Annotated in this window: 19 protein-coding genes and 1 pseudogene; 5 read left to right on the forward strand and 15 right to left on the reverse strand. The window is 65.9% G+C overall.

Annotated elements, in window-relative coordinates; genetic code table 11:
- Positions 1-113 precede the first annotated feature (113 nt).
- The 4 genes and pseudogenes from ACSBPQ_RS10565 to ACSBPQ_RS10580 all read left to right on the forward strand — a co-directional run bounded on the left by ACSBPQ_RS10565 (position 114) and on the right by ACSBPQ_RS10580 (position 4,025).
- Positions 114-1,289, forward strand: a complete 1,176-nt coding sequence (locus ACSBPQ_RS10565) for a thiolase family protein (protein WP_442682109.1) — start codon at positions 114-116, stop codon at positions 1,287-1,289.
- 122 nt (positions 1,290-1,411) lie between these two features.
- Positions 1,412-1,753, forward strand: a complete 342-nt coding sequence (locus ACSBPQ_RS10570) for a hypothetical protein (RefSeq protein ID WP_442682110.1) — start codon at positions 1,412-1,414, stop codon at positions 1,751-1,753.
- A 149-nt stretch (positions 1,754-1,902) separates the two neighbouring features.
- Complete coding sequence (locus ACSBPQ_RS10575) at positions 1,903-2,199, forward strand: hypothetical protein (protein WP_442682111.1); 297 nt, start codon at positions 1,903-1,905, stop codon at positions 2,197-2,199.
- Positions 2,200-2,328: 129 nt separating this feature from the next.
- A pseudogene (locus tag ACSBPQ_RS10580) lies at positions 2,329-4,025 on the forward strand (diguanylate cyclase).
- On the opposite strand, the gene ACSBPQ_RS10585 reads toward ACSBPQ_RS10580, so the two are convergent.
- The 9 genes from ACSBPQ_RS10585 to rlmD form a co-directional block, all read right to left on the reverse strand.
- Positions 4,026-5,642: an acyl-CoA dehydrogenase family protein gene (locus tag ACSBPQ_RS10585; protein WP_442682112.1), complete on the reverse strand. Its 1,617-nt coding sequence runs from the start codon at positions 5,640-5,642 to the stop codon at positions 4,026-4,028.
- Positions 5,643-5,700: 58 nt separating this feature from the next.
- Positions 5,701-6,945 (reverse strand): FAD-dependent oxidoreductase, encoded by a 1,245-nt coding sequence (locus ACSBPQ_RS10590; protein WP_442682113.1) that lies wholly within the window; start codon positions 6,943-6,945, stop codon positions 5,701-5,703.
- 77 nt (positions 6,946-7,022) lie between these two features.
- On the reverse strand, positions 7,023-7,229 hold the full coding sequence (gene cspE, locus ACSBPQ_RS10595) for a transcription antiterminator/RNA stability regulator CspE (RefSeq protein ID WP_003488188.1): 207 nt from the start codon (positions 7,227-7,229) through the stop codon (positions 7,023-7,025).
- Between the two features lie 91 nt (positions 7,230-7,320).
- Complete coding sequence (locus ACSBPQ_RS10600) at positions 7,321-8,067, reverse strand: S-methyl-5'-thioinosine phosphorylase (RefSeq protein WP_442682114.1); 747 nt, start codon at positions 8,065-8,067, stop codon at positions 7,321-7,323.
- 108 nt (positions 8,068-8,175) lie between these two features.
- Positions 8,176-8,727, reverse strand: a complete 552-nt coding sequence (locus tag ACSBPQ_RS10605) for a hypoxanthine-guanine phosphoribosyltransferase (RefSeq protein ID WP_442682115.1) — start codon at positions 8,725-8,727, stop codon at positions 8,176-8,178.
- Entirely contained in the window at positions 8,727-9,734 is a 1,008-nt protein-coding gene (nagZ, locus tag ACSBPQ_RS10610; protein WP_442682116.1) for a beta-N-acetylhexosaminidase, read from the reverse strand. Before nagZ ends, ACSBPQ_RS10605 begins: the two co-directional genes overlap by 1 nt.
- 66 nt (positions 9,735-9,800) lie before the next feature.
- On the reverse strand, positions 9,801-10,496 hold the full coding sequence (locus ACSBPQ_RS10615; protein WP_442682117.1) for a DsbA family oxidoreductase: 696 nt from the start codon (positions 10,494-10,496) through the stop codon (positions 9,801-9,803).
- 17 nt (positions 10,497-10,513) lie between these two features.
- Positions 10,514-11,026, reverse strand: a complete 513-nt coding sequence (locus ACSBPQ_RS10620) for a CYTH domain-containing protein (RefSeq protein ID WP_442682118.1) — start codon at positions 11,024-11,026, stop codon at positions 10,514-10,516.
- A gap of 106 nt (positions 11,027-11,132) precedes the next feature.
- Positions 11,133-12,470, reverse strand: a complete 1,338-nt coding sequence (gene rlmD, locus ACSBPQ_RS10625) for a 23S rRNA (uracil(1939)-C(5))-methyltransferase RlmD (RefSeq protein ID WP_442682119.1) — start codon at positions 12,468-12,470, stop codon at positions 11,133-11,135.
- A 125-nt stretch (positions 12,471-12,595) separates the two neighbouring features.
- Here rlmD and ACSBPQ_RS10630 point away from each other — a divergent pair, with 125 nt between their 5' ends.
- The gene (locus tag ACSBPQ_RS10630) at positions 12,596-13,309 is read left to right on the forward strand and encodes a response regulator (RefSeq protein WP_442682120.1); all 714 of its coding nucleotides are present in this window, start codon (positions 12,596-12,598) and stop codon (positions 13,307-13,309) included.
- A 7-nt stretch (positions 13,310-13,316) separates the two neighbouring features.
- Here the strand turns inward: ACSBPQ_RS10630 and recO are convergent, their stop codons facing one another.
- From recO to lepA, 6 genes are all read right to left on the reverse strand, one after another.
- Entirely contained in the window at positions 13,317-14,045 is a 729-nt protein-coding gene (gene recO, locus ACSBPQ_RS10635; RefSeq protein WP_442682121.1) for a DNA repair protein RecO, read from the reverse strand.
- A gap of 164 nt (positions 14,046-14,209) precedes the next feature.
- Complete coding sequence (gene era, locus ACSBPQ_RS10640; protein WP_442682122.1) at positions 14,210-15,109, reverse strand: GTPase Era; 900 nt, start codon at positions 15,107-15,109, stop codon at positions 14,210-14,212.
- The gene (gene rnc / locus ACSBPQ_RS10645; protein ID WP_442682123.1) at positions 15,106-15,783 is read right to left on the reverse strand and encodes a ribonuclease III; all 678 of its coding nucleotides are present in this window, start codon (positions 15,781-15,783) and stop codon (positions 15,106-15,108) included. Before rnc ends, era begins: the two co-directional genes overlap by 4 nt.
- Positions 15,773-16,150 carry a DUF4845 domain-containing protein gene (locus ACSBPQ_RS10650; RefSeq protein ID WP_442682124.1) on the reverse strand — a complete coding sequence of 126 codons (378 nt, stop codon included), beginning with the start codon at positions 16,148-16,150 and terminating at the stop codon, positions 15,773-15,775. The genes rnc and ACSBPQ_RS10650 overlap by 11 nt, the downstream gene beginning before the upstream one ends.
- A gap of 29 nt (positions 16,151-16,179) precedes the next feature.
- A complete protein-coding gene (gene lepB / locus ACSBPQ_RS10655; protein ID WP_442682125.1) occupies positions 16,180-16,983 on the reverse strand; it encodes a signal peptidase I in 804 nt (267 codons plus the stop codon).
- Positions 16,984-17,079: 96 nt separating this feature from the next.
- Entirely contained in the window at positions 17,080-18,870 is a 1,791-nt protein-coding gene (lepA, locus tag ACSBPQ_RS10660; protein ID WP_442684570.1) for a translation elongation factor 4, read from the reverse strand.
- Between the last annotated feature and the right edge of the window lie 65 nt (positions 18,871-18,935).

Raw genomic sequence — 18,935 nt, forward strand, 5'->3', positions numbered from 1 at the left:
CGAACATCTATACTGCAAGGACAGTCCGCTGTCTCCCGGGATGTGCCGTTGGTCCAATGGGCGCACCTGCGGGGGAATTCGATAATTGCCGCAAGCTATAACCGAGATTGCTCATGTCCGACATCGTCATCGCCGCCGCCAAACGCACCGCCATCGGCTCCTTCCTCGGCCAGTTCAATGGCGTCCCCACTCCGACCCTCGGCGCGACCGCCATCCGTGCGGCGATGGCGCAGTCCGGCGTTGCCGCCGCCGACGTCTCCGAAGTGATCATGGGCTGCGTGCTGCCGGCCAACCTCGGCCAGGCGCCGGCGCGCCAGGCATCGCTGGCGGCCGGCCTGCCGACCAGTGCCGGCGCCACCACCCTCAACAAGGTCTGCGGCTCGGGCATGAAGGCGATCATGCTCGGTCACGATCTCATCAAGGCCGGCTCGGCCAGCATCGTGGTTGCCGGCGGCATGGAATCCATGTCCAACGCCCCGCACATGCTGCCCAATTCGCGCACCGGCAACCGCTACGGCAATTTCCAGGCGGTCGACCACATGGCCTGGGACGGCTTGACCAACCCGTACGACGGCCAGTCGATGGGCGTGTTCGCCGAGGCCACCGTCAGCAAGTTCGGCTTCACCCGCGAGGAGCAGGACGCGTACTCGATCGAATCGGTCAAGCGTGCGCAGGCCGCGCAGGCCAGCGGTGCGTTCGCCGATGAAATCGTCGCGGTGAAGGTCGCCACCCGCAAGGGCGAGGTCGAATTCGACCAGGACGAACAGCCGGGCAAGTCGGACATCGCCAAGATCCCGACCCTGCGTCCGGCGTTCAAGAAGGATGGCAGCGTCACCGCCGCCAGTTCCTCCAGCATTTCCGACGGCGCCGCCGCCGTGGTGCTGCTCTCGGCCGACGATGCGGCCAAGCGCGGCGTACAGCCGCTGGCACGTATCGCCGCCCATGCCACGTTCTCGCAGGAGCCGGAATGGTTCACCACCGCACCGATCGGCGCGATCACCAAAGTGCTGGAAAAAGCCGGCTGGACCATCGCCGACGTGGACCTGTTCGAAATCAACGAAGCCTTCGCCGTGGTGGCGATGGCACCGATCCGCGAACTGGGCATTGCGCATGAAAAGGTCAACGTCAATGGCGGTGCCTGCGCACTCGGTCATCCGATCGGTGCATCGGGTGCCCGACTGGTCGTCACGCTGGTAAACGCCTTGCGCACACGCGGCCTCAAGCGTGGCATCGCATCACTTTGCATCGGTGGCGGCGAAGCGACGGCCATCGCTATCGAGCTGATTTGACTGGAAAATTCAAGATTTTTCGAAATATGAATGCGTAGTCGCTTGACAGTCGAAATGGGATTGTCATCATGTTCCCGGCGCGCAATGGCGCGTTGCCCAATTTCCACGACGAGGATTCACCAATGAGCATCAACAAGCTGCTGATCGCTATGACCCTGGGCCTGGCCTTGGCCGCCTGCTCGCAGCAGGAAGCTGCCCAGGACGCCGCTGCTTCGGCCAACGAAGCCGCTGCTGACGCGCAGGTCGCTGCCGACCAGGCCGCTGCTGCTGGCGACGCCACCGCTGACGCTGCCCAGGCTGCTGCCGACACCGCCGCCACCGCTGCCGACACCGCCGGTGCCGCTGCTGCTGACGCCGCTGGCGCCGCCACCGACGCTGCTGCCGAAGCCGCTGCCGACACCGCCAAGGCTGCTGAAGACGTGGCTGCCGAAGCCAAGGACGCCGCTGAGGAAGCCAAGCAGTAATCTGCTGCTTCAACGCACGTCAGGAGAAGCCGCTGGTTCGCCAGCGGCTTTTTCTTTGCACGCGATTCATGGCCGGTTGCCGCGCATTGACAAATTCTGAATCCGCATCGCTCTACGCTGCAGCCGTCATCCCGACATTGGAGAGTTCGATGAAGATTCTTGCCCCGCTGCTGACAGGTGGCCTGATGCTGGCACTGGTCGCCTGCAATGACCCCAATGCGGAACAGGCCAAACGCGATGCGGCGGCCGCCGCCGACCATGCCGCCGAAGCCGCGCGCCATGCCGGTGACTCGGCCGCGGAAAATGCGCGCGATGCCGCCGACCGGGCCGCCGAAGCCACCCGTGCAGCTGCCGACGACTCCAGGCAGGCGCTGGAACGGGCCGCCGACGAGGCCGAGGCGATGGCCCGGAAAGCACGCGAGGAAGCCCACGACGCCAAGCATTGATAGACTGGCCGTGCGCCATTCAGTGATGGATGCCGCACGGCCATACGGGCCGGAACATCGCCGCTCCGAACACGGATAGCGGCGCGCAGGTGGATTCCCTCGATTCCCACTTTCCCGGTCAAGGTAGCGATGCAGCAGCGTAAAGGCAGCAAGGTTGCACTGGCATTTTCGGCACTCGTCTTCATCGGTATTGGCATCGGCGTCTTCATCGGTGCCCGCCACTTCATCGACGATGCGCAGCAGGTCGCCAGCACCCACGAGGTGATCGGCCGCATCGATGAAATCCAGGCCAGGATGCTGGATGCCGAGTCCGCCGAGCGCGGCTACCTGCTCACCGGCAGCGAGGCCTATCTGCTGGACTACCAGATGAGCGTGGAGCGGGTGCCGGTGCTGCTGTCCAACCTGACCAGGGCACTGCACGACAACCCCCAGCAGGTACGCAACGCCCAGAAACTGGAGGCGCTGGCACAGCGCCGGTTGTCGCAGATCCAGCACGTGGTCGACATCTACGACCGGCAGGGACTGGAGCCGGCACGCGCGGCGATCAGCCAGAACGCCTTCCGCACCACCAGCGCGATCCGCGAACAGGCACTGACCATGGTGAGCCTGGAACAGGAACTGCTGGTCCAGCGCGCAGCCAGTTCGCGTCGCAGTGCCGACCTGCTGCTGGGACTGGCACTGGCCGGTATTCCGTTCGGGCTGATCGTGCTGATCTCGGGCTACGGCATCCTGCTTTCGGAACTCAACCGGCGCAGCCGTGCGGAGAAACGCGCCGCCAGTGCCAGCCAGCAATTGAGCGCCAGCCTGGAACAGATGGAGCGGGCCAGCGCGGACCTGCACACGCTGGGCCGCTACACCGGCCTGCTGCAGAGTTGTGCCAATCCGGAAGAGGCGCTGGAGATCACCGCGCGTACGCTGGAAGCGCTGCTTCCCGGCACCGCCGGCACGGTCTACCTGCTGCGCGCGTCCAATGACCACGCCGAGAGCCTCGTCAGCTGGGGCACGCCACTGGTGGAAACGGCAACCTTCCTCGCGCCAGGCGACTGCTGGGCGATCCGTCGCAGTCAGCCGCATGTGATCGACGACCTGCGCCACGATGCCAGCTGCCCGCACATCGCCGCACCGGCCGCGGATGCGTGCATCACCACTGCCTGCATCCCGATGTCGGCACAGGGCACCCAGATCGGCTTCCTGTTCCTGTGCGGGCAAGGTCCCGGCCCGCTGCCGCGACTGGCCATTGCCGAATCGGCGATGGAGCAGCTGTCACTGGCGCTGAGCAATCTGCGGCTGCGCGAATCGCTGCGCTGCAGTCCATCCGCGATCCGCTGACCGGGCTGTACAACCGCCGCTATCTGGAAGAGTCGCTGACCCGCGAACTGGCCCGCTGCGGACGCCGCAGGCTGCCGCTGTCGGTGCTGATGCTGGACCTGGACCACTTCAAGAATTTCAACGACACCCAGGGCCACAGCGGTGGCGATGCCCTGCTGGCGGCGCTGGGGGAACTGCTCTCCTCGCGCGTTCGCGGCGAGGACATCGCCTGCCGTTACGGCGGCGAGGAATTCACCCTGATCCTGCCCGAGACCGATGGTCCGGCCGCCGAGCGCTATGCCGAGGAGCTGCGGCTGGCGGTGTCACAGCTGTCGGTGACGTTCAATGGCAAGCCCCTGCCACCGGTCACCGTGTCGCTGGGCGTGGCCACCTACCCGGATGATGGCGTGGCCGGCCTGACCTTGTTGCGCAAGGCCGATACGGCGCTGTACCGGGCCAAGCGCACCGGCCGCAACCGGGTGGTGCGCTTTGACAGCCACCTCGACGGCAACGGCTGATCAGTCCGTCGGCAACGCGCGTTCAAACAGCCTGGCAAACGGCAGGCTCGCCGGCAGCATGCCGTAGCACGGCCCTGGTGCGGATTCCGCCAGCCGCGCGGCAATGAAGGGCATCGCGGACGGGCTGTCCGCACGCAGCAGTGCCGCGGCCTGCAGCAGGGTCGCCAATGCCGCTGCGATCTGCCGTGCCGCACCTTCATCGGGTCGTGGATCGGCCAGCATCCGTTGGCCTCGTTGCAATGCCGCGTCATAGCCGGGATACCGGCCCTGCGCGTGCTCCAGCTCGCGCAGCAACGCCGTGCGGGTTGCCGGCTCCCGCTGCAACGCCCGCAACACGTCCAGGCATTGCAGGTTGCCGCTGCCTTCCCAGATCGAATTGAGCGGCGCCTGCCGGTACAGCCGCGGCAGCATCGACTCCTCGATATAGCCGGCACCGCCGAGGCATTCCTGCGCCTCGTTGATGAAAGTGGGTGCGCGCTTGCAGATCCAGAATTTGCCCAGCGCGGTGGCGATCCGCGCGAATGCGGCCTGCCGGGGATCGAGCTCGGCCGCATCCACCGCGCGTGCCACGCGCAGCGCGAAGGTGGTGGCCGCTTCCGATTCCAACGCCAGATCGGCCAACACATTGGTCATCAGCGGATGCTCGACCAGCCGCTTGCCGAAACTGCGCCGATGGCGGGCGTAATGCAGCGCCTGCGCCAGTGCCATGCGCATCTGCGCCGCCGAGCCGAGCATGCAGTCCAGCCGGGTCAGCATCACCATCTCGATGATGGTGGCAACCCCGCGCCCCTCCTCGCCCACACGCTGCGCCCATGCGCCGCAGAACTCGACCTCGCTGGAGGCGTTGGCCCAGTCGCCGAGCTTGTCCTTCAGCCGCATCAGGCGGAAGTCGTTGCGCCTCAGGAAGCAGCTCAGGCCATCGGGTGCCTGCGCCAGCACCAGCCAGCCATCGGACATCGGCGCGGAGAAGAACCATTTGTGCCCGACCAGGCGGTATTCCCCGGAAGTCGCCAGCGGTGTGGCCGTGGTGGTGTTGGCGCGCACATCCGAGCCCCCCTGTTTCTCGGTCATGCCCATGCCGACGGTGATGCCGGCCTTGTCGCTGACCGGCACATCGCGCGGGTCGTAGACCGGTGCCGCCGCCTTCCTTGCCCAGCCGGCCAGCGCCGGCGACTGCCGCAACACCGGCACCGCGGCATGGGTCATCGTCAGCGGGCAGCTGGTGCCGGCTTCGGCCTGGTGATGCAGATAGCTGAGCGCTGCGCGGGCGACATGCGCACCGGGCTGTGCCGACTGCCAGGACAAGCCCGCCACACCCTGGGCTTTGCCGTAGTGCATCAGCCGGTGATAGGCCGGGTGGAAATCGACGCTGTCGATCCGGTTGCCTTGCGCATCGTGCGTGCGCAGTTGCGGACGCTGGCGGTTGGCCTCGAACCCCAATTGATACAACTCGCCGCCAGCCAGCGCGCCGTACGCCGCCAGTCCCTCCACAAACACCGCAGCGCCCTCGCGCAGCACCGCCTCACGCAATACCCCATCGTCGCGCCAGAGATCTCGGTCCATGAACGGCGGTGGCTGGTTCTGGACAACGTGGGTTTCAAACGGCGGCAGTGGCATGGCGATGCCTCCTCGGTGCGCTGTCGCCCGATTCTGCCGCACGCGTCCGGTGCGGTTGTTATGCGGCCGGCCGTTGCGCAATCGCCGCCAGCGCGGTGAGAAACTCCGGCTCCAGCGGCAGCTTGCCGAACAGGCCGTGCTGCGTGCCACTCAGCACCCGCAGCATGTGCCCGCGTCCGCCGGGCATCTTCCCAATGGGCTGGAACAGCACGTCACGCGCCCGCGCAACCCAGTCGCGATCGGACTGGAAGACCGGGGTCAGCCAGCGGCTCCAGAACTGGTACAGCCACGCATGCGCCTTGCGCCGGGCCTGATAGTGGGCCAGCGCCACCTCGACATCCGCCTCGGCACGCAGTGCATCCCGCAACGCGATCGCGTCGAGCAGGGCCATGTTCACGCCCTGTCCCAGCTGCGGGCTCATCGAATGCGCGGCATCACCGACCAGCACCAGCCGGCTGCGATACCAGCGATCCATCACCGCATCGCGATAGCTGGCGCGTGCCAGCTGCGTCTGCACGGTGATGCCTGCCAGCCGCTCGCGCGCCTCCGGCCACAAGGTGCCGATCTCTTCCAGCCACGGCTCCAGTCCCATCTGCTCCCAGGCATGGAAACCTTCACGTGGCATGCTCCAGAAAAAACTCAGCCGCGACTCGTCATCCCCCGGCCGCGTGCCCACCGGCAACAGGCCGATCATCTTGCGTGCCGCCACATAGCGCTGCCGCAGCTCATCGACGTGCTGCCAGTCACCACGCGGCAGCAGGCACCACAACGCGCCCCACGGATAGATGCGATCCAGCCGCGTGCCCTGCACCTGTTCGCGCAGCATCGACGCCGAGCCATCCGTGGCGATCACCAGATCGAAGGGCCCGTGCCAGCGTCCATGCCGGTCCTGCACGCGCTGCAAGGAATCGTCGACAGCGGTGATCCTGCTGTCCACGTGCAACGCATCGCCGCTGTCCCAGGCCGCATCCAGCAGCGAGAACAGCGCACCGCGCTGCATGCCGATACCGCACAGCCGCGCATCCAGTCCGGCATAGCGCATGTCCATCACCGCGCGCCCGCACGGCGTCTCGCCATACAGCCGGCGCACCACCGCACCATGGGCCAGCACCTGCGGCAGCAACTGCATCTGCCACAACGCCTGCAGGCCACTGGGCTGCAGCAGGAAGCCCGCGCCCACCGGCCCCGGCGCGGCGGCCTGTTCGAACACCTGCACGCGATGGCCATCGCGCGTCAGCAACACCGCCAGTGCCTGACCGGCGGTGCCATAACCGACGATGGCGATATCCAGCGTTTTACCCATTACCGTCTTTTCCTGTCACGTCAGCGGTTAAAAAAAAACCCCGCCGCAGCGGGGTTTTTCCAGCACAGCCGGGTGGATCACTCGACTGGCGTGATATTCGAAGCCTGGGCACCCTTCGGGCCCTGGGTCACGTCATAGCTGACGCGCTGGCCTTCCTGCAGGCTGCGGAAGCCCTTGGAATTGATCGCGGAGAAGTGCGCGAAGACGTCGGCGCTGCCGTCCTCCGGTGAGATGAAGCCAAATCCCTTGGCGTCGTTGAACCACTTGACGGTACCGTTCGGCATGGTGATGCGAGACCTTGTTCGATGAATGGATTGATGCACGCTGAATGGAGCGCACAACCGGAGTATTGCAAAGCTTTAGCCGCGATGACAATCACCCCAGCGCCAATTGACCCACCAGAGTCGGCAAACCCGACGAGGCCGCCTCGACGTTGGCCAGCACCTCTGCCATGGTGATTTCCTCCGCATCACCACAACCGGCCGCCCAGTTGGCGACGATCGCCAGGCAGGCATAGTCCAGCCCCAGCTCGCGCGCCAGGCCGGCCTCCGGCATGCCGGTCATGCCGACCAGATCGCAGCCGTCACGACGCATCCGCGCGATCTCCGCATTGGTCTCCAGTCGCGGCCCCTGGGTGGCGCCATAGCAGCCGCCATCGTGCATCGCCACGCCCTTGGCCTTGGCCGCCGCCAGTACCCGGGCACGGAACGATGGCGTGTAGGGATGGCCGAAATCGACATGCAGCACTTCGCTGCCTTCGTCCTCGCACAGCGTGGAAATACGGCCCCACGTGTAGTCGATCAGCTGGTCCGGACACGCCAGCACACGCGGCCCGAAGTTCTCGGTGATCCCGCCAACGGTGTTCAACGCCAGCACGCGGGTCGCGCCCAGCTGCTTGAGCGCGGCGAGGTTGGCACGGTAGTTGATCTTGTGCGGCGGGATCGAATGGCCTTCGCCATGCCGGGCCAGAAACGCCACGCGCTGGCCGTTCAACAGACCGACGCGGACCGGGCCGGACGGCGCGCCATAAGCGGTCTGCACGTCGTGGCTGTGCACGTCATCGAGCGCGGCGAGTTTGTACACGCCGGTACCGCCGATCACGGCCAGGGCGATATTTCCCATGCTTGTTTCCTGATGCATTCCTGTCATGACGTCCAGCGCGGAAACTCCGGCCGGACAGCCGTTGCCGCGCCGCTGCAGCGCGATTGTGCGCAGCGGCGTGAGGTGGGATTACTGCTTCATCGCGTAGATCGCCGGCAACGGACGCAAGGCCTCGTCCACGTCCATCCCGAAACCGAACACGAAGCGGTCCGGCAATTCGATGCCGGCGTAGTCGGCCTTGACGTCCGGCAGGCAGCGATCGTGCTGCTTGACCGTCAGCACGGCGATGCGCACGTCGGTGGCGCCCTGTTCCAGGCACCACTGGCGCACGCCCTGCAGGGTGAAGCCTTCATCGAGGATGTCGTCGACCAGCAGCACACGGCGACCGAACAGCGCCGATACCGGGCGATGGCGCCATACCAGCTCGCCGCCGGTCTCGCCGTGGTAGCGCGAAGCCTGCATGTAGTCGAACTGGGCATCCTGGCCGCGCGCGCCCAACTCCAGCGCCAGCTGGCCGGCGAACGGCAGCGCGCCGTTCATGATCGAAATGAAGACCGGGGTCTCGCCTTTGTAATCGCGCGCGATGGCGTCGGCGATACCGGCGATGGCCTTGTCGATGGTGGGCCGGTCGACGATCAGGTCGGCCTGGGCCACGGCTTGTTCAAGAGTGAGTTTGGACATCAGGCGATTCTTCCAGTGTTTTCAAGCAAACGGTTACGGATATCGGCGTGGCGGGCATCAGCCAGCAGGCCGCTCCAGCCCATGGCGCCATGGGCGATCAGGCCCAGCAGCGCGGCGGTATTGAGCGCGCGACCGGCCACGGCCTGCAGCGATTCTTCGACCAGCTCCGGGTGGCACACCAGCACCACGTCGCAGCCGGCATCCAGATGGGCATCGACGCGGCCCTTGACGCCACCGGCGGCGAACGAAGCCGCCATGCCGATGTCATCGGAAAACACCACGCCGCGGAAACCCATCTGTTCGCGCAGGATCCCGTTGATCCAGCGCGGCGAATAGCCGGCCGGCTCCGGCGCCACCTGCGGGTAGATGACGTGGGCCATCATCACCGCATCGGCACCGGCATCGATGCCGGCGCGGAACGGCAGCAGGTCGTGCGCTTCGATTTCATGCAACGGACGCGGATCGACCGCCATGTCGACATGGGTGTCTTCACGCACCGTGCCATGGCCCGGGAAATGCTTGAGCGTGGCGGCCATGCCGGCTTCATGCATGCCGCGCACATACGCGGCGGTCAGTGCGGCCACCACCTGCGGGTCTTCGGCGAAGGCACGGCTGCCGATGGCGAGGTTGCCATGACCGACATCGACCACCGGTGCGAAGCTCAGGTCCAGGCCAGTGGCGCGGATTTCACTGGCCATCAGCCAGGCGTGCTCGCCAGCCAGCGCCAGCGCCGCGTCCGGATCGCGTGCATACAGCTGGCCGAAGCCTTCCAGCGGCGGCAGGTCGGCATAGCCTTCGCGGAACCGCTGCACGCGGCCACCTTCCTGGTCCACCGCCAGCAGCAGCGGCCGCGGGGTCGCGGCACGGATGGCTGCGGTCAGCTCGGTCACCTGGCCACGCGAGGCGAAGTTGCGCTTGAACAGCACCACGCCGGCGACGGCATCGTGCTGCAGCCAGTCACGCTCCTGTGGGGTCAGTTCGGTACCGGCGATGCCGATCAAAAGCATGCGGGGGCTCCAGTTCGCCGCAAACCGCGGCGCAGCTGCGCATTGTCGCAGATGGCGCCGACGGCGTCAGACCTTGCAGCCATCGGAATCACAGCCCTGTTCACCATCATCTGACGGGGTATCCGGCGCCATTTCGGCCATGACTTTCCCCAGCACCTCGGCGATGACTTCCGGCGGCTGCGCGCCCTGCACGGCATAGCGGCCGTTGATGACGAAGGTCGGCACCGACTGGATACCCAGCATCCGTGCCTGCCCCAGCCCGGCCTGTACCTCGGCCAGTCCTTCATCCGAGGCCAGCAGGCGATCGACACGCGCCGCGTCGATGCCACCAGCGGCAGCCGCGTCGGCCAGCACCTGCGGATCGGCCAGATTGCGGCCGTGCTCGAAGTGGGCGCGGAACAATGCCTCACCCACCGGCTCCTGCACGCCTTCACGTCCGGCCAGCCACAGCAGGCGGTGGGCCGGCAGCGTGGTCACCCGCACCTGCCCTTTCCCGAAGTCCATCGGCAATCCTTCCGCACGGGCCGCGGACTGGGTCTGGGCCAGCAACTGTTCGGTACGTTCGGCACCACCGAACTTGGCCGCATAGGCTTCCCGCAGCGGTACCGGCGTGGCATCGGCCTCGGGGGCCAGCAGGAACGGATGCCAGCGCACCTCCACCTGCGGCGCCGTGTCGCCCATCAGTTCCAGCGCCCGCTGGAAACGGTGCTTGCCGATCCAGCACCAAGGGCAGACCACGTCGGACCAGATATCGATGCGCATGGGGACTCCTTCTTTTTTCATGGTGCCCAGTTGCGCCCGGAGGCGCTCCATTGCGTGTAGGGATGCGAGGCCAATGCGAGGTTGTAGTAGCGCGGCTCATCGGTCACCTCGGCACCTGCCCAGTCAGGCAGATCGAAGCGCTGGTCGGCGCGTTGCAGCTCGACCTCGGCCACCACCAGTCCGGCGTTGTCACCGAGGAACTCGTCCACCTCCCACAACAGCCCACCGTGCTTGACCAGATGCCGGCGCTTGTCGACCAGGCCACCCACGCACAGCGCCAGCAGCTCGCGGGCCTCGGCGACGGGCACCGGATACTCGAACTCCTGGCGCGTGTGGCCGAGCTCGCACGACTTGATGTTCAGGTAGGCGGCATCGCCCTGGATACGTACGCGCACCGACGCCTTCTGCGCGCCGCTGTCCAGTGCGCCGACAGCATTGAGGTAACCCTGCGCCATCGGCACGACCGCATGCGCGGCAGTGCGCCAGCCCTCACCGGTGACCAGGAATTTGCGTTCGATCTCGATGCCCATCCATCACCTCGTTGATGCGGATTGTTCATGGAGCGGCACGCCGCCCTGTGCACGGATCCATTGCCGCCAATCCCCGCAACAGCGGCGCACCGCCATGTGCGCGTGCTCAGTTCTTCTCGAACACCGCGATGCTTTCCACATGCGCGGTATGCGGGAACATGTCCATCGCACCGGCACTGACCAGAGTGAAGCCCTGTTCGTTGACCAGATAGCCGGCATCACGCGCCAGCGAGGCCGGATGGCAACTGACATAGACGATGCGCTTGAACTGGTCCAGCGGCAGCTGCCGCAGCACGTCGATCGCGCCCGAACGCGGCGGATCCAGCAGCAGCTTGTCAAAGCCCTGCCGCATCCACGGTGCCTCGCGCTGGTCCTGGGTCAGGTCGGCAGCGAAGAACTGTGCGTTGTCCAGCCCGTTGCGCTGTGCGTTCTCCTTCGCCCGTGCCACCAGCCCGGCATCCCCTTCCACGCCCACCACTTCGCGCACGCTGCGCGCCAGCGGCAGGGTGAAGTTGCCCAGCCCGCAGAACAGGTCGAGCACCCGCTCATCGGCCTGCACGTCCAGCAGCGCCAGGGCATGGGCGATCATCTTCTCGTTGAGCTTGGCGTTGACCTGGATGAAATCCAGCGGACGGAACGCCAGTTCCACATCCCACTGCGGCAGTGCGAACGACAGCGCCACGCCTTCGGCCGGCCACAGCGGCTGCACCGTATCCAGGCCACCGGGTTGCAGGTAGATCGCAAAGCCGTGCTGCTGGCCGAAGGCGATCCATGCCTGCCGGTCGGCCTCGGACAGCGGCTGCAGGTGGCGCACGGTCAGGGCGACCGCCGCATCACCGCCGATGAATTCGATCTGCGGAATATCGCGCTTGCCATCCAGCGTCTCGATGAAGGCCGACAACGCCCCCACCTTGCCACCGACTTCGGGGATCACCGTCAGGCACTGCGAAAGATCGGCGACAAAACGCGCGTCCAGCTCACGGAAGCCGACCAGGGTCTTGTCCTTCTTCTCGACGCGGCGCACCGAGAAGCGGCCCTTGCGGCGATAGCCCCAGTTGTCGCCCACCAGCGGTGGCAACACCGTCGCCGGGATGACCTGGCCGGCCTGTTGCAGGTTGTCCAGCAGCACCTGCTGCTTGACCACGATCTGCTGCCCTTCCTCAAGATGCTGCAGCACGCAACCGGAACACACGCCGAAATGCGCGCAGCGCGGTGCCACGCGATGCGGCGACGCCTTCAGCACCTCGAGCGTGCGTGCCTCATCGAACTGGCGGCTCCTGCCACTCTGTTCGGCCATCACCGTTTCCTGCGGCAAGGCGCCATTGATGAAGGTGATCTTGCCGTCCGCGCCTTCACGGCGGGCCACGCCACGGCCATCATGGCTCAGTTCGAGGATGTCGGTCTGGAACGGGGTCTTGTCTATGCGGGATCTGGATCGGGCCACGTGGCGAACGGGTACGGACAAAAAAGGGACGCCATTGTCGCAGAAGCGGCCCGATGCGACTTCCGCCACTTGCGGTGGGGCGCGCCACCGCTAAGATGCGGGCATAGCTGACATGGAGGCAGCAGATGAATACGCGTAATCAGGATTCCATCCCCCGCCTGTTGCTGGTCGAGGACGACATGACCAGCCAGCAGTTCTTTCAAGTCGCTCTGCAGCGGCTGCCCGCCCGGGTGGATATCAGCCAGTCGTGCGCCGACGCCCGACAGCATGCAAACGACCTGCGCCACGACCTGTGGCTGATCGATGCCAACCTGCCTGACGGCGATGGCGCGGCGCTGCTGCGCCAGCTGCGCCAGACGCACCCGGACATTCCCGCGCTGGCCCACACCGCCGACAGCAGCGCGGACACCCGCACACGGCTGCTGCAGGCCGGATTCCACGACGTCCTGGTCAAGCCACTGGGCGCTCAGACACTGCTCGGCGCGGTACGCAGCCTGCTTGCACACAATCCCGGCACCAGCCGTCTGGACAGCATGCAAGCGGCTCCGGACTGGGATGAGGCCACCGCACTGGATGCACTCAACGGCCAGCAGGCGCACCTGAACGCCTTGCGCGGGCTGTTCCTGAGCGAACTGCCCTCCACCCACGACGCGGTGATCTCGGCCTGCCGGCAGCAGGATGCCGGCGCACTGCGCTCGCAGCTCCATCGCCTGCAAGCCAGTTGCGGTTTTGTCGGCGCGTCCCGGCTGGCGCTGGCGGTGCGCCAGCTGCAACAGGCACCGGAATCGCCGATGGCCCGGCAGCAGTTCAGCACCGCGGTCGAAGCACTGCTGCGCTGAGTCGTACCTATGGGCGGCGGATGTTCAGATCACCGAGCATTTCCCAGGACTTCAGTCCCCGCCCACCGAGGTGATGCAGCAGCAGCGCGCGCATCTGCAACCGCAGGCTGGCCAGATCCTCCGCGGCCGGGGCACAGCCTTCCCCCAAGGCCAGCAAGGCCGCGCCGGTGGCCAGCCGGCGACGCTCGCCGCCACGCTCGCTGAGCAGCCGGACCGGACCTTCCTGCGGATCGAGCCGGTAACGGGCCGCCGGATCGAGCGGCTGGCCATCGGCCGCGTGCATCCAGTCGAAACCGACCCCCAGCGCATCCAGCAGGTCGCGCTCGAAACAGCGCAGCGACCACGCCAGTGGCCGTCCTTCGCGCAGACAGCCGCGCATGGTGGAATAGGCGTCATACAGTTCCGGCAGAGGGTCTTGCCGGGGTGCCAGCCGCAGCACCAGTTCATTGATATAGAACCCGGCCAGCATCGCTTCACCCGACAGCCGCGGTGCCGCATCCTGACTCTCGACCCGCCGCAGCTGCGCCAGTTCTCCGCCCAGCACCGCATCGAAGCGGATCCACTGCAAGGGCTGCAGCGCCGCGCGCAAGGCCTGGTTGCGCGGGCTGTGCACCCCCCGTGCAAGCAATCCGATCCGGCCATGCTCGCGGGTCAACACCTCGACCAGCAGACTGGTTTCGCGCCATGCCCGCGCATGCAGCACATAGGCCGGCTCATCATCAAAGCGTATGGGCATGGACCACGCGGGCACAGGCAATGGAAAGGAGGCTACACGGTAGCCGAAGGCGCAAAGCCCTTCGACCGCCGCCCAGGGAGCCGTCAATACAGTACAGGTACCGGGACGATCGCAGGCCCGGTCCGCAGCAGGCAGGCACGCCGGCCACGATCACCGGCCCGGGCTTATTCGCCGTAGCCGAACGCCTTCAGGGCCGCATCGTCATCGGACCAGCCTTCACGCACGCGCACCCAGGTTTCCAGGAAAACCTTGGCGCCGAACAGGCGTTCCATCTGCAGCCGCGCCTTGGCGCCGATCTCCTTGAGGCGGGTACCGCCCTTGCCGATGACGATGGCCTTCTGCCCTTCACGCTCGACCCAGATCACCGCGCCGATGCGCAGCAGCGCACCGTCCTCGGCGAAGCGCTCGATCTCCACCGTGGTGGCGTACGGCAGCTCTTCGCCCAGCTGGCGCATCAGCTGCTCGCGCACCAGCTCACCGGCAAGGAAACGCTGGCTGCGATCGGTGATCTCATCCTCGCCGAACATCGGCGGGGCTTCGGGCACCAGCTTCAGCAGGTCCTTGACCAGCGGCTCCAGACCGTTGCGCTTGAGCGCGGAGATGGGATGCACCGCGGCGAAATCACGATCGGCGACGATTTCCTGCAGGAACGGCAGCAGGCCGCCCTTGTCCTTCATGCGGTCGACCTTGTTGACCACCAGCACCACCGGGATGCCCGCATCGCGCAGCACCTTGAATGCCAGCGTATCTTCCTCGTCCCAGCGCCCGGCTTCGATCACCAGCAGGCCGGCATCCACGCCCTCCAGCGAAGCCCGCGCAGCCCGGTTCATCACCCGGTTCATGGCGCGCTTCTGCTGGCGGTGCAGGCCGGGGGTGTCGACCAGCACCAGCTGTCCTTCCGGGAAGGTGGCGATGCCGAGCAGGCGATGGCGCGTGGTCTGCGGCCGGTTGGAAACGATGCTGATCTTGGCGCCGACCAGCGCATTGGTCAGGGTGGATTTGCCCACATTCGGGCGACCGATGACGGCAATGCTGCCGCAACGATGGGAGGAGGTGTCGTTCACTTCGGATCCAGTTGTTCGATCGCGGCCGCAGCCGCCTGTTGTTCGGCCAGCCGCCGCGAAGTGCCTTCGCCTTCGGTGGTCACGGCAGGGTCGGCCACGCGGCAGCGCACATGGAAGTGCTTGGCATGGTCGTCGCCGGTTTCCGATACCAGCTCGTACACCGGCAGCATCTTCTGCCGGGCCTGCAACCATTCCTGCAGGCGGGTCTTGGGGTCTTTCTCCGGCTTGCCGACCGGCACCGCGGACAACGAGGCTTCAAACCACGGCAATACATGCGCGCGACAAGCGTCGAAGCCGGCATCCAGATAGATCGCCGCAACCACCGCCTCGACGGTGTCGGCCAGGATCGAATCGCGGCGATGGCCGCCGGACTTCATCTCGCCCGGACCCAGCGTCAGCCGCTCGCCCAGCTGCAGCGTGCGGGCGATCAGCGCCAGCGCACCCTCGCACACCAGCGACGCACGGGCGCGGGTCAATGCACCCTCGTCGGCCTTCGGCCAGCGCAGGAACAGGGCTTCGGCGATCAGCATGTTGACGATGCTGTCGCCCAGGAATTCCAGGCGCTCGTTGTGCGGCGCGCCGGCACTGCGATGGGTCAGGGCCTGCTTGAGCAAGCCCTGATCGCGGAACGGGTGACCGATCGGGTCACCCCGCTGGAAAGTCTTATTGGGCACCGCGGCGGGTCAGATCCTGGGAAGTGTCGAATTTGCCAACCACATCCAGGTTGCCGATCAGTTCGCGGCGCACTTCGTAGTTGACGTTCATCCGCCAGCCACCGTCGATACGCTCGAACTTCACGTCCTGCGGCTTCACGTGGTCGGAGTAGTTGATGTCCATGCGCTTGAAGAACATGTCCTGGATCTTGGACGGATCCATGTCGGCACTGCCCGGTTCGTTGGCCAGCCCCTTCAGCGCCGAACGTACCGAATAGTATTCCTGATACATCGGGATCAGTTTCATGCCGATATAGATGGCAAACGCCACCACGATCAGCACCATCAGGAACGAGGTCAGTGTCATGCCACGCTGTTTTTGAATCATTGCGATCTCCCCTGAAACGCATTGTGAATTCATTGGATACCCGTTCCGATCCGTGACGGCTCGAAGCTGCCCTTGCAGAACCAGCCTTCGCAGTTCAGCCAGATCAGGAACGCCTTGCCGCGCAGGTTCTCTTCAGGCAGGAAATGGCTCTGTGTCCAGAAGCGGCTGTCTTCGCTGTTGTCGCGGTTGTCGCCCATCACGAAGTACTGCCCTTCCGGCACTTCCCAGTCCCCCTGCCCCGCGGGACTGGCACGCCCCTGCCATTCCAGCACAGTGTGGGTGCGGCCGGGCAGGTTCTCGGTCAGCAGCGAGGCACCGGTCATCTCCGCACCCCGCCCCTTGCCGACATATTCGCCGCGCAGCTCGTAGCCCACAGGTTCGCCGTTGATCGACAGCGTATCGCCGTGGAAACCGATGCGGTCACCCGGCAGCCCGACCACGCGCTTGATCCAGTTCTGGTCCGGCGCATGCGGCGCCTTGAACACCACCACGTCACCACGCTTGGGCTCGCCCACCGGAATGATCTTGGTGTTGGTGACCGGCAGGCGGAAACCGTAGGAGAACTTGTTGACCAGGATGAAATCGCCGATCAGCAGGTTGGGCATCATCGAGCTGGAGGGAATCTTGTAAGGCTCGGCGACGAAGCTGCGCAGCACCAGCACCACCGCCAGCACCGGGAAGAACGCCCGCGAGTAGTCGACGACCACCGGCTCCTCGCCGTCCAGCAGACTGGCCTTGGCGGCGCGGCGCTTGGCCAGCAGCAGCTTGTCCAGCAACAGCACCAGGCCCGTGCCCAGGGTCAGCAGCACCAGCGCGATTTCAAACCATTTCATTCGTATTCCTTTGCAATGGAATTGGCTGTCCGCAAGCCGGCAAGGCCAGGGCGATGCCTGCTTGCCCCGCCGCCGCTGCCGAAGCCCGTTTCAGCGTTACTTGTCCATCTGCAGCACGGCCAGGAAGGCTTCCTGCGGAATCTCCACGCGGCCCACCTGCTTCATGCGCTTCTTGCCTTCCTTCTGCTTTTCCAACAGCTTCTTCTTGCGCGAAACGTCGCCACCATAGCACTTGGCCAGCACATTCTTGCGCATGGCCTTGACCGTGGTGCGGGCGATGATCTGCGCCCCCACCGCAGCCTGGATGGCCACGTCGAACATCTGCCGCGGGATCAGGTCCTTCATCTTCTCGCACAGCTCGCGGCCGCGGCGGTCGGCATGGCTGCGGTGCACGATCAGCGACAGCGCATCGACCTTGTCGCCGTTGATCAGCACGTCCACGCGCACGAACGGGCCGGCGTCAAAACGCACGAAGTGGTAGTCCAGCGAGGCGTAGCCACGGCTGACCGACTTGAGCTTGTCGAAGAAATCCAGCACCACTTCGGCCATCGGCAGCTCGTAGCTGATCTGCACCTGGCTGCCCATGTAGTTGATGCCCAGCTGGGTGCCGCGCTTTTCCTCGCACAGCTTGATGATGCTGCCGATGTGGTCTTCAGGGGTGAGGATGTTGGCGCGGATGATCGGCTCGCGGATCTCCTCGACCTGGTTGACCGGCGGCAGCTTGGCCGGGTTGTCCATCATCACGATGCTGCCGTCGTTCTTCAGCACCTCGTAGATCACCGTCGGCGCGGTGCTGATCAAATCGAGGTTGTACTCGCGCTCCAGCCGCTCCTGCACGATCTCCATGTGCAGCATGCCGAGGAAGCCGCAGCGGAAGCCGAAGCCCATCGCCTCGGAGCTTTCCGGCTCGAAGCGCAGCGCGGCGTCGTTCAGGCGCAGCTTGTCCAGCGCTTCGCGCAGGTCCGGGTAATCGTCGGCATCCACCGGGAACAGGCCGGCGAACACGCGCGGCTGCATTTCCTGGAAGCCCGGCAGCGGCTCGGCGGCCGGATCGGCCAGCAGGGTCAGCGTATCGCCGACCGGCGCGCCATGGACGTCCTTGATGCTGGCGTTGATCCAGCCCACTTCGCCGGCACGCAACACCGGCATTTCCTTGCGCTTGGGGGTGAACACGCCGACCTTGTCGACCAGATGCCAGCGCCCGGTGGACATGACCTGGATCTTGTCACCGGCCTTGATCTGGCCCTGCATCACGCGCACCAGCGAGACCACGCCCAGGTAGTTGTCGAACCACGAGTCGATGATCAGCGCCTGCAGCTTGTCGCTGCCACGGTCGGCCGGCGGCGGGATGCGATGGACGATGGCCTCCAGCACCTCCTCCATGTTCAGGCCGGTCTTGGCGCTGACCGCCACCGCATCGGAGGCGTCGATGCCGATCACCGCTTCGATCTCGGCCTTGGCGCGGTCGATATCGGCCGTGGGCAGGTCGATCTTGTTGAGCACCGGCACCACTTCCAGGCCCTGCTCGATGGCGGTGTAGCAGTTGGCCACCGACTGCGCCTCCACGCCCTGGGCCGCATCGACCACCAGCAGCGCGCCCTCGCAGGCGGCCAGCGAACGGCTGACTTCATAGGAGAAGTCGACGTGGCCGGGGGTATCGATGAAGTTCAGGAAGTAGGTCTGGCCGTTGCGCGCCTTGTACGGCACCGACACCGACTGCGACTTGATGGTGATGCCCCGCTCGCGCTCGATCGGGTTGTTGTCCAGCACCTGCGCTTCCATCTCGCGCGCGGTCAGGCCGCCACACAGCTGGATGATACGGTCGGACAAGGTCGACTTGCCGTGATCGACGTGGGCAATGATGGAGAAATTGCGGATGAACTGCATCGTATCGTGGGGCATAGGTGGCGGCGTCGCGAAGCGTCGTCAAAGATAACGCGGCATTATCGCAT

It is taken from the genome of Stenotrophomonas sp. JC08 (assembly GCF_052180205.1).
In the GTDB taxonomy this organism is placed as follows: Bacteria; Pseudomonadota; Gammaproteobacteria; order Xanthomonadales; family Xanthomonadaceae; genus Stenotrophomonas.

Excerpts from the sequence above, each read along its gene's own strand:
- ACSBPQ_RS10565 (WP_442682109.1), top strand. The coding sequence starts at position 114 with ATGTCCGACATCGTCATCGCCGCCGCCAAACGCACCGCCATCGGCTCC.
- ACSBPQ_RS10570 (WP_442682110.1), top strand. The coding sequence starts at position 1,412 with ATGAGCATCAACAAGCTGCTGATCGCTATGACCCTGGGCCTGGCCTTG.
- ACSBPQ_RS10575 (WP_442682111.1), top strand. The coding sequence starts at position 1,903 with ATGAAGATTCTTGCCCCGCTGCTGACAGGTGGCCTGATGCTGGCACTG.
- ACSBPQ_RS10585 (WP_442682112.1), bottom strand. The coding sequence starts at position 5,642 with ATGCCACTGCCGCCGTTTGAAACCCACGTTGTCCAGAACCAGCCACCG.
- ACSBPQ_RS10590 (WP_442682113.1), bottom strand. The coding sequence starts at position 6,945 with ATGGGTAAAACGCTGGATATCGCCATCGTCGGTTATGGCACCGCCGGT.
- cspE (WP_003488188.1), bottom strand. The coding sequence starts at position 7,229 with ATGCCGAACGGTACCGTCAAGTGGTTCAACGACGCCAAGGGATTTGGC.
- ACSBPQ_RS10600 (WP_442682114.1), bottom strand. The coding sequence starts at position 8,067 with ATGGGAAATATCGCCCTGGCCGTGATCGGCGGTACCGGCGTGTACAAA.
- ACSBPQ_RS10605 (WP_442682115.1), bottom strand. The coding sequence starts at position 8,727 with ATGTCCAAACTCACTCTTGAACAAGCCGTGGCCCAGGCCGACCTGATC.
- nagZ (WP_442682116.1), bottom strand. The coding sequence starts at position 9,734 with ATGCTTTTGATCGGCATCGCCGGTACCGAACTGACCCCACAGGAGCGT.
- ACSBPQ_RS10615 (WP_442682117.1), bottom strand. The coding sequence starts at position 10,496 with ATGCGCATCGATATCTGGTCCGACGTGGTCTGCCCTTGGTGCTGGATC.
- ACSBPQ_RS10620 (WP_442682118.1), bottom strand. The coding sequence starts at position 11,026 with ATGGGCATCGAGATCGAACGCAAATTCCTGGTCACCGGTGAGGGCTGG.
- ACSBPQ_RS10630 (WP_442682120.1), top strand. The coding sequence starts at position 12,596 with ATGAATACGCGTAATCAGGATTCCATCCCCCGCCTGTTGCTGGTCGAG.
- recO (WP_442682121.1), bottom strand. The coding sequence starts at position 14,045 with ATGCCCATACGCTTTGATGATGAGCCGGCCTATGTGCTGCATGCGCGG.
- ACSBPQ_RS10650 (WP_442682124.1), bottom strand. The coding sequence starts at position 16,150 with ATGATTCAAAAACAGCGTGGCATGACACTGACCTCGTTCCTGATGGTG.
- lepB (WP_442682125.1), bottom strand. The coding sequence starts at position 16,983 with ATGAAATGGTTTGAAATCGCGCTGGTGCTGCTGACCCTGGGCACGGGC.
- lepA (WP_442684570.1), bottom strand. The coding sequence starts at position 18,870 with ATGCAGTTCATCCGCAATTTCTCCATCATTGCCCACGTCGATCACGGC.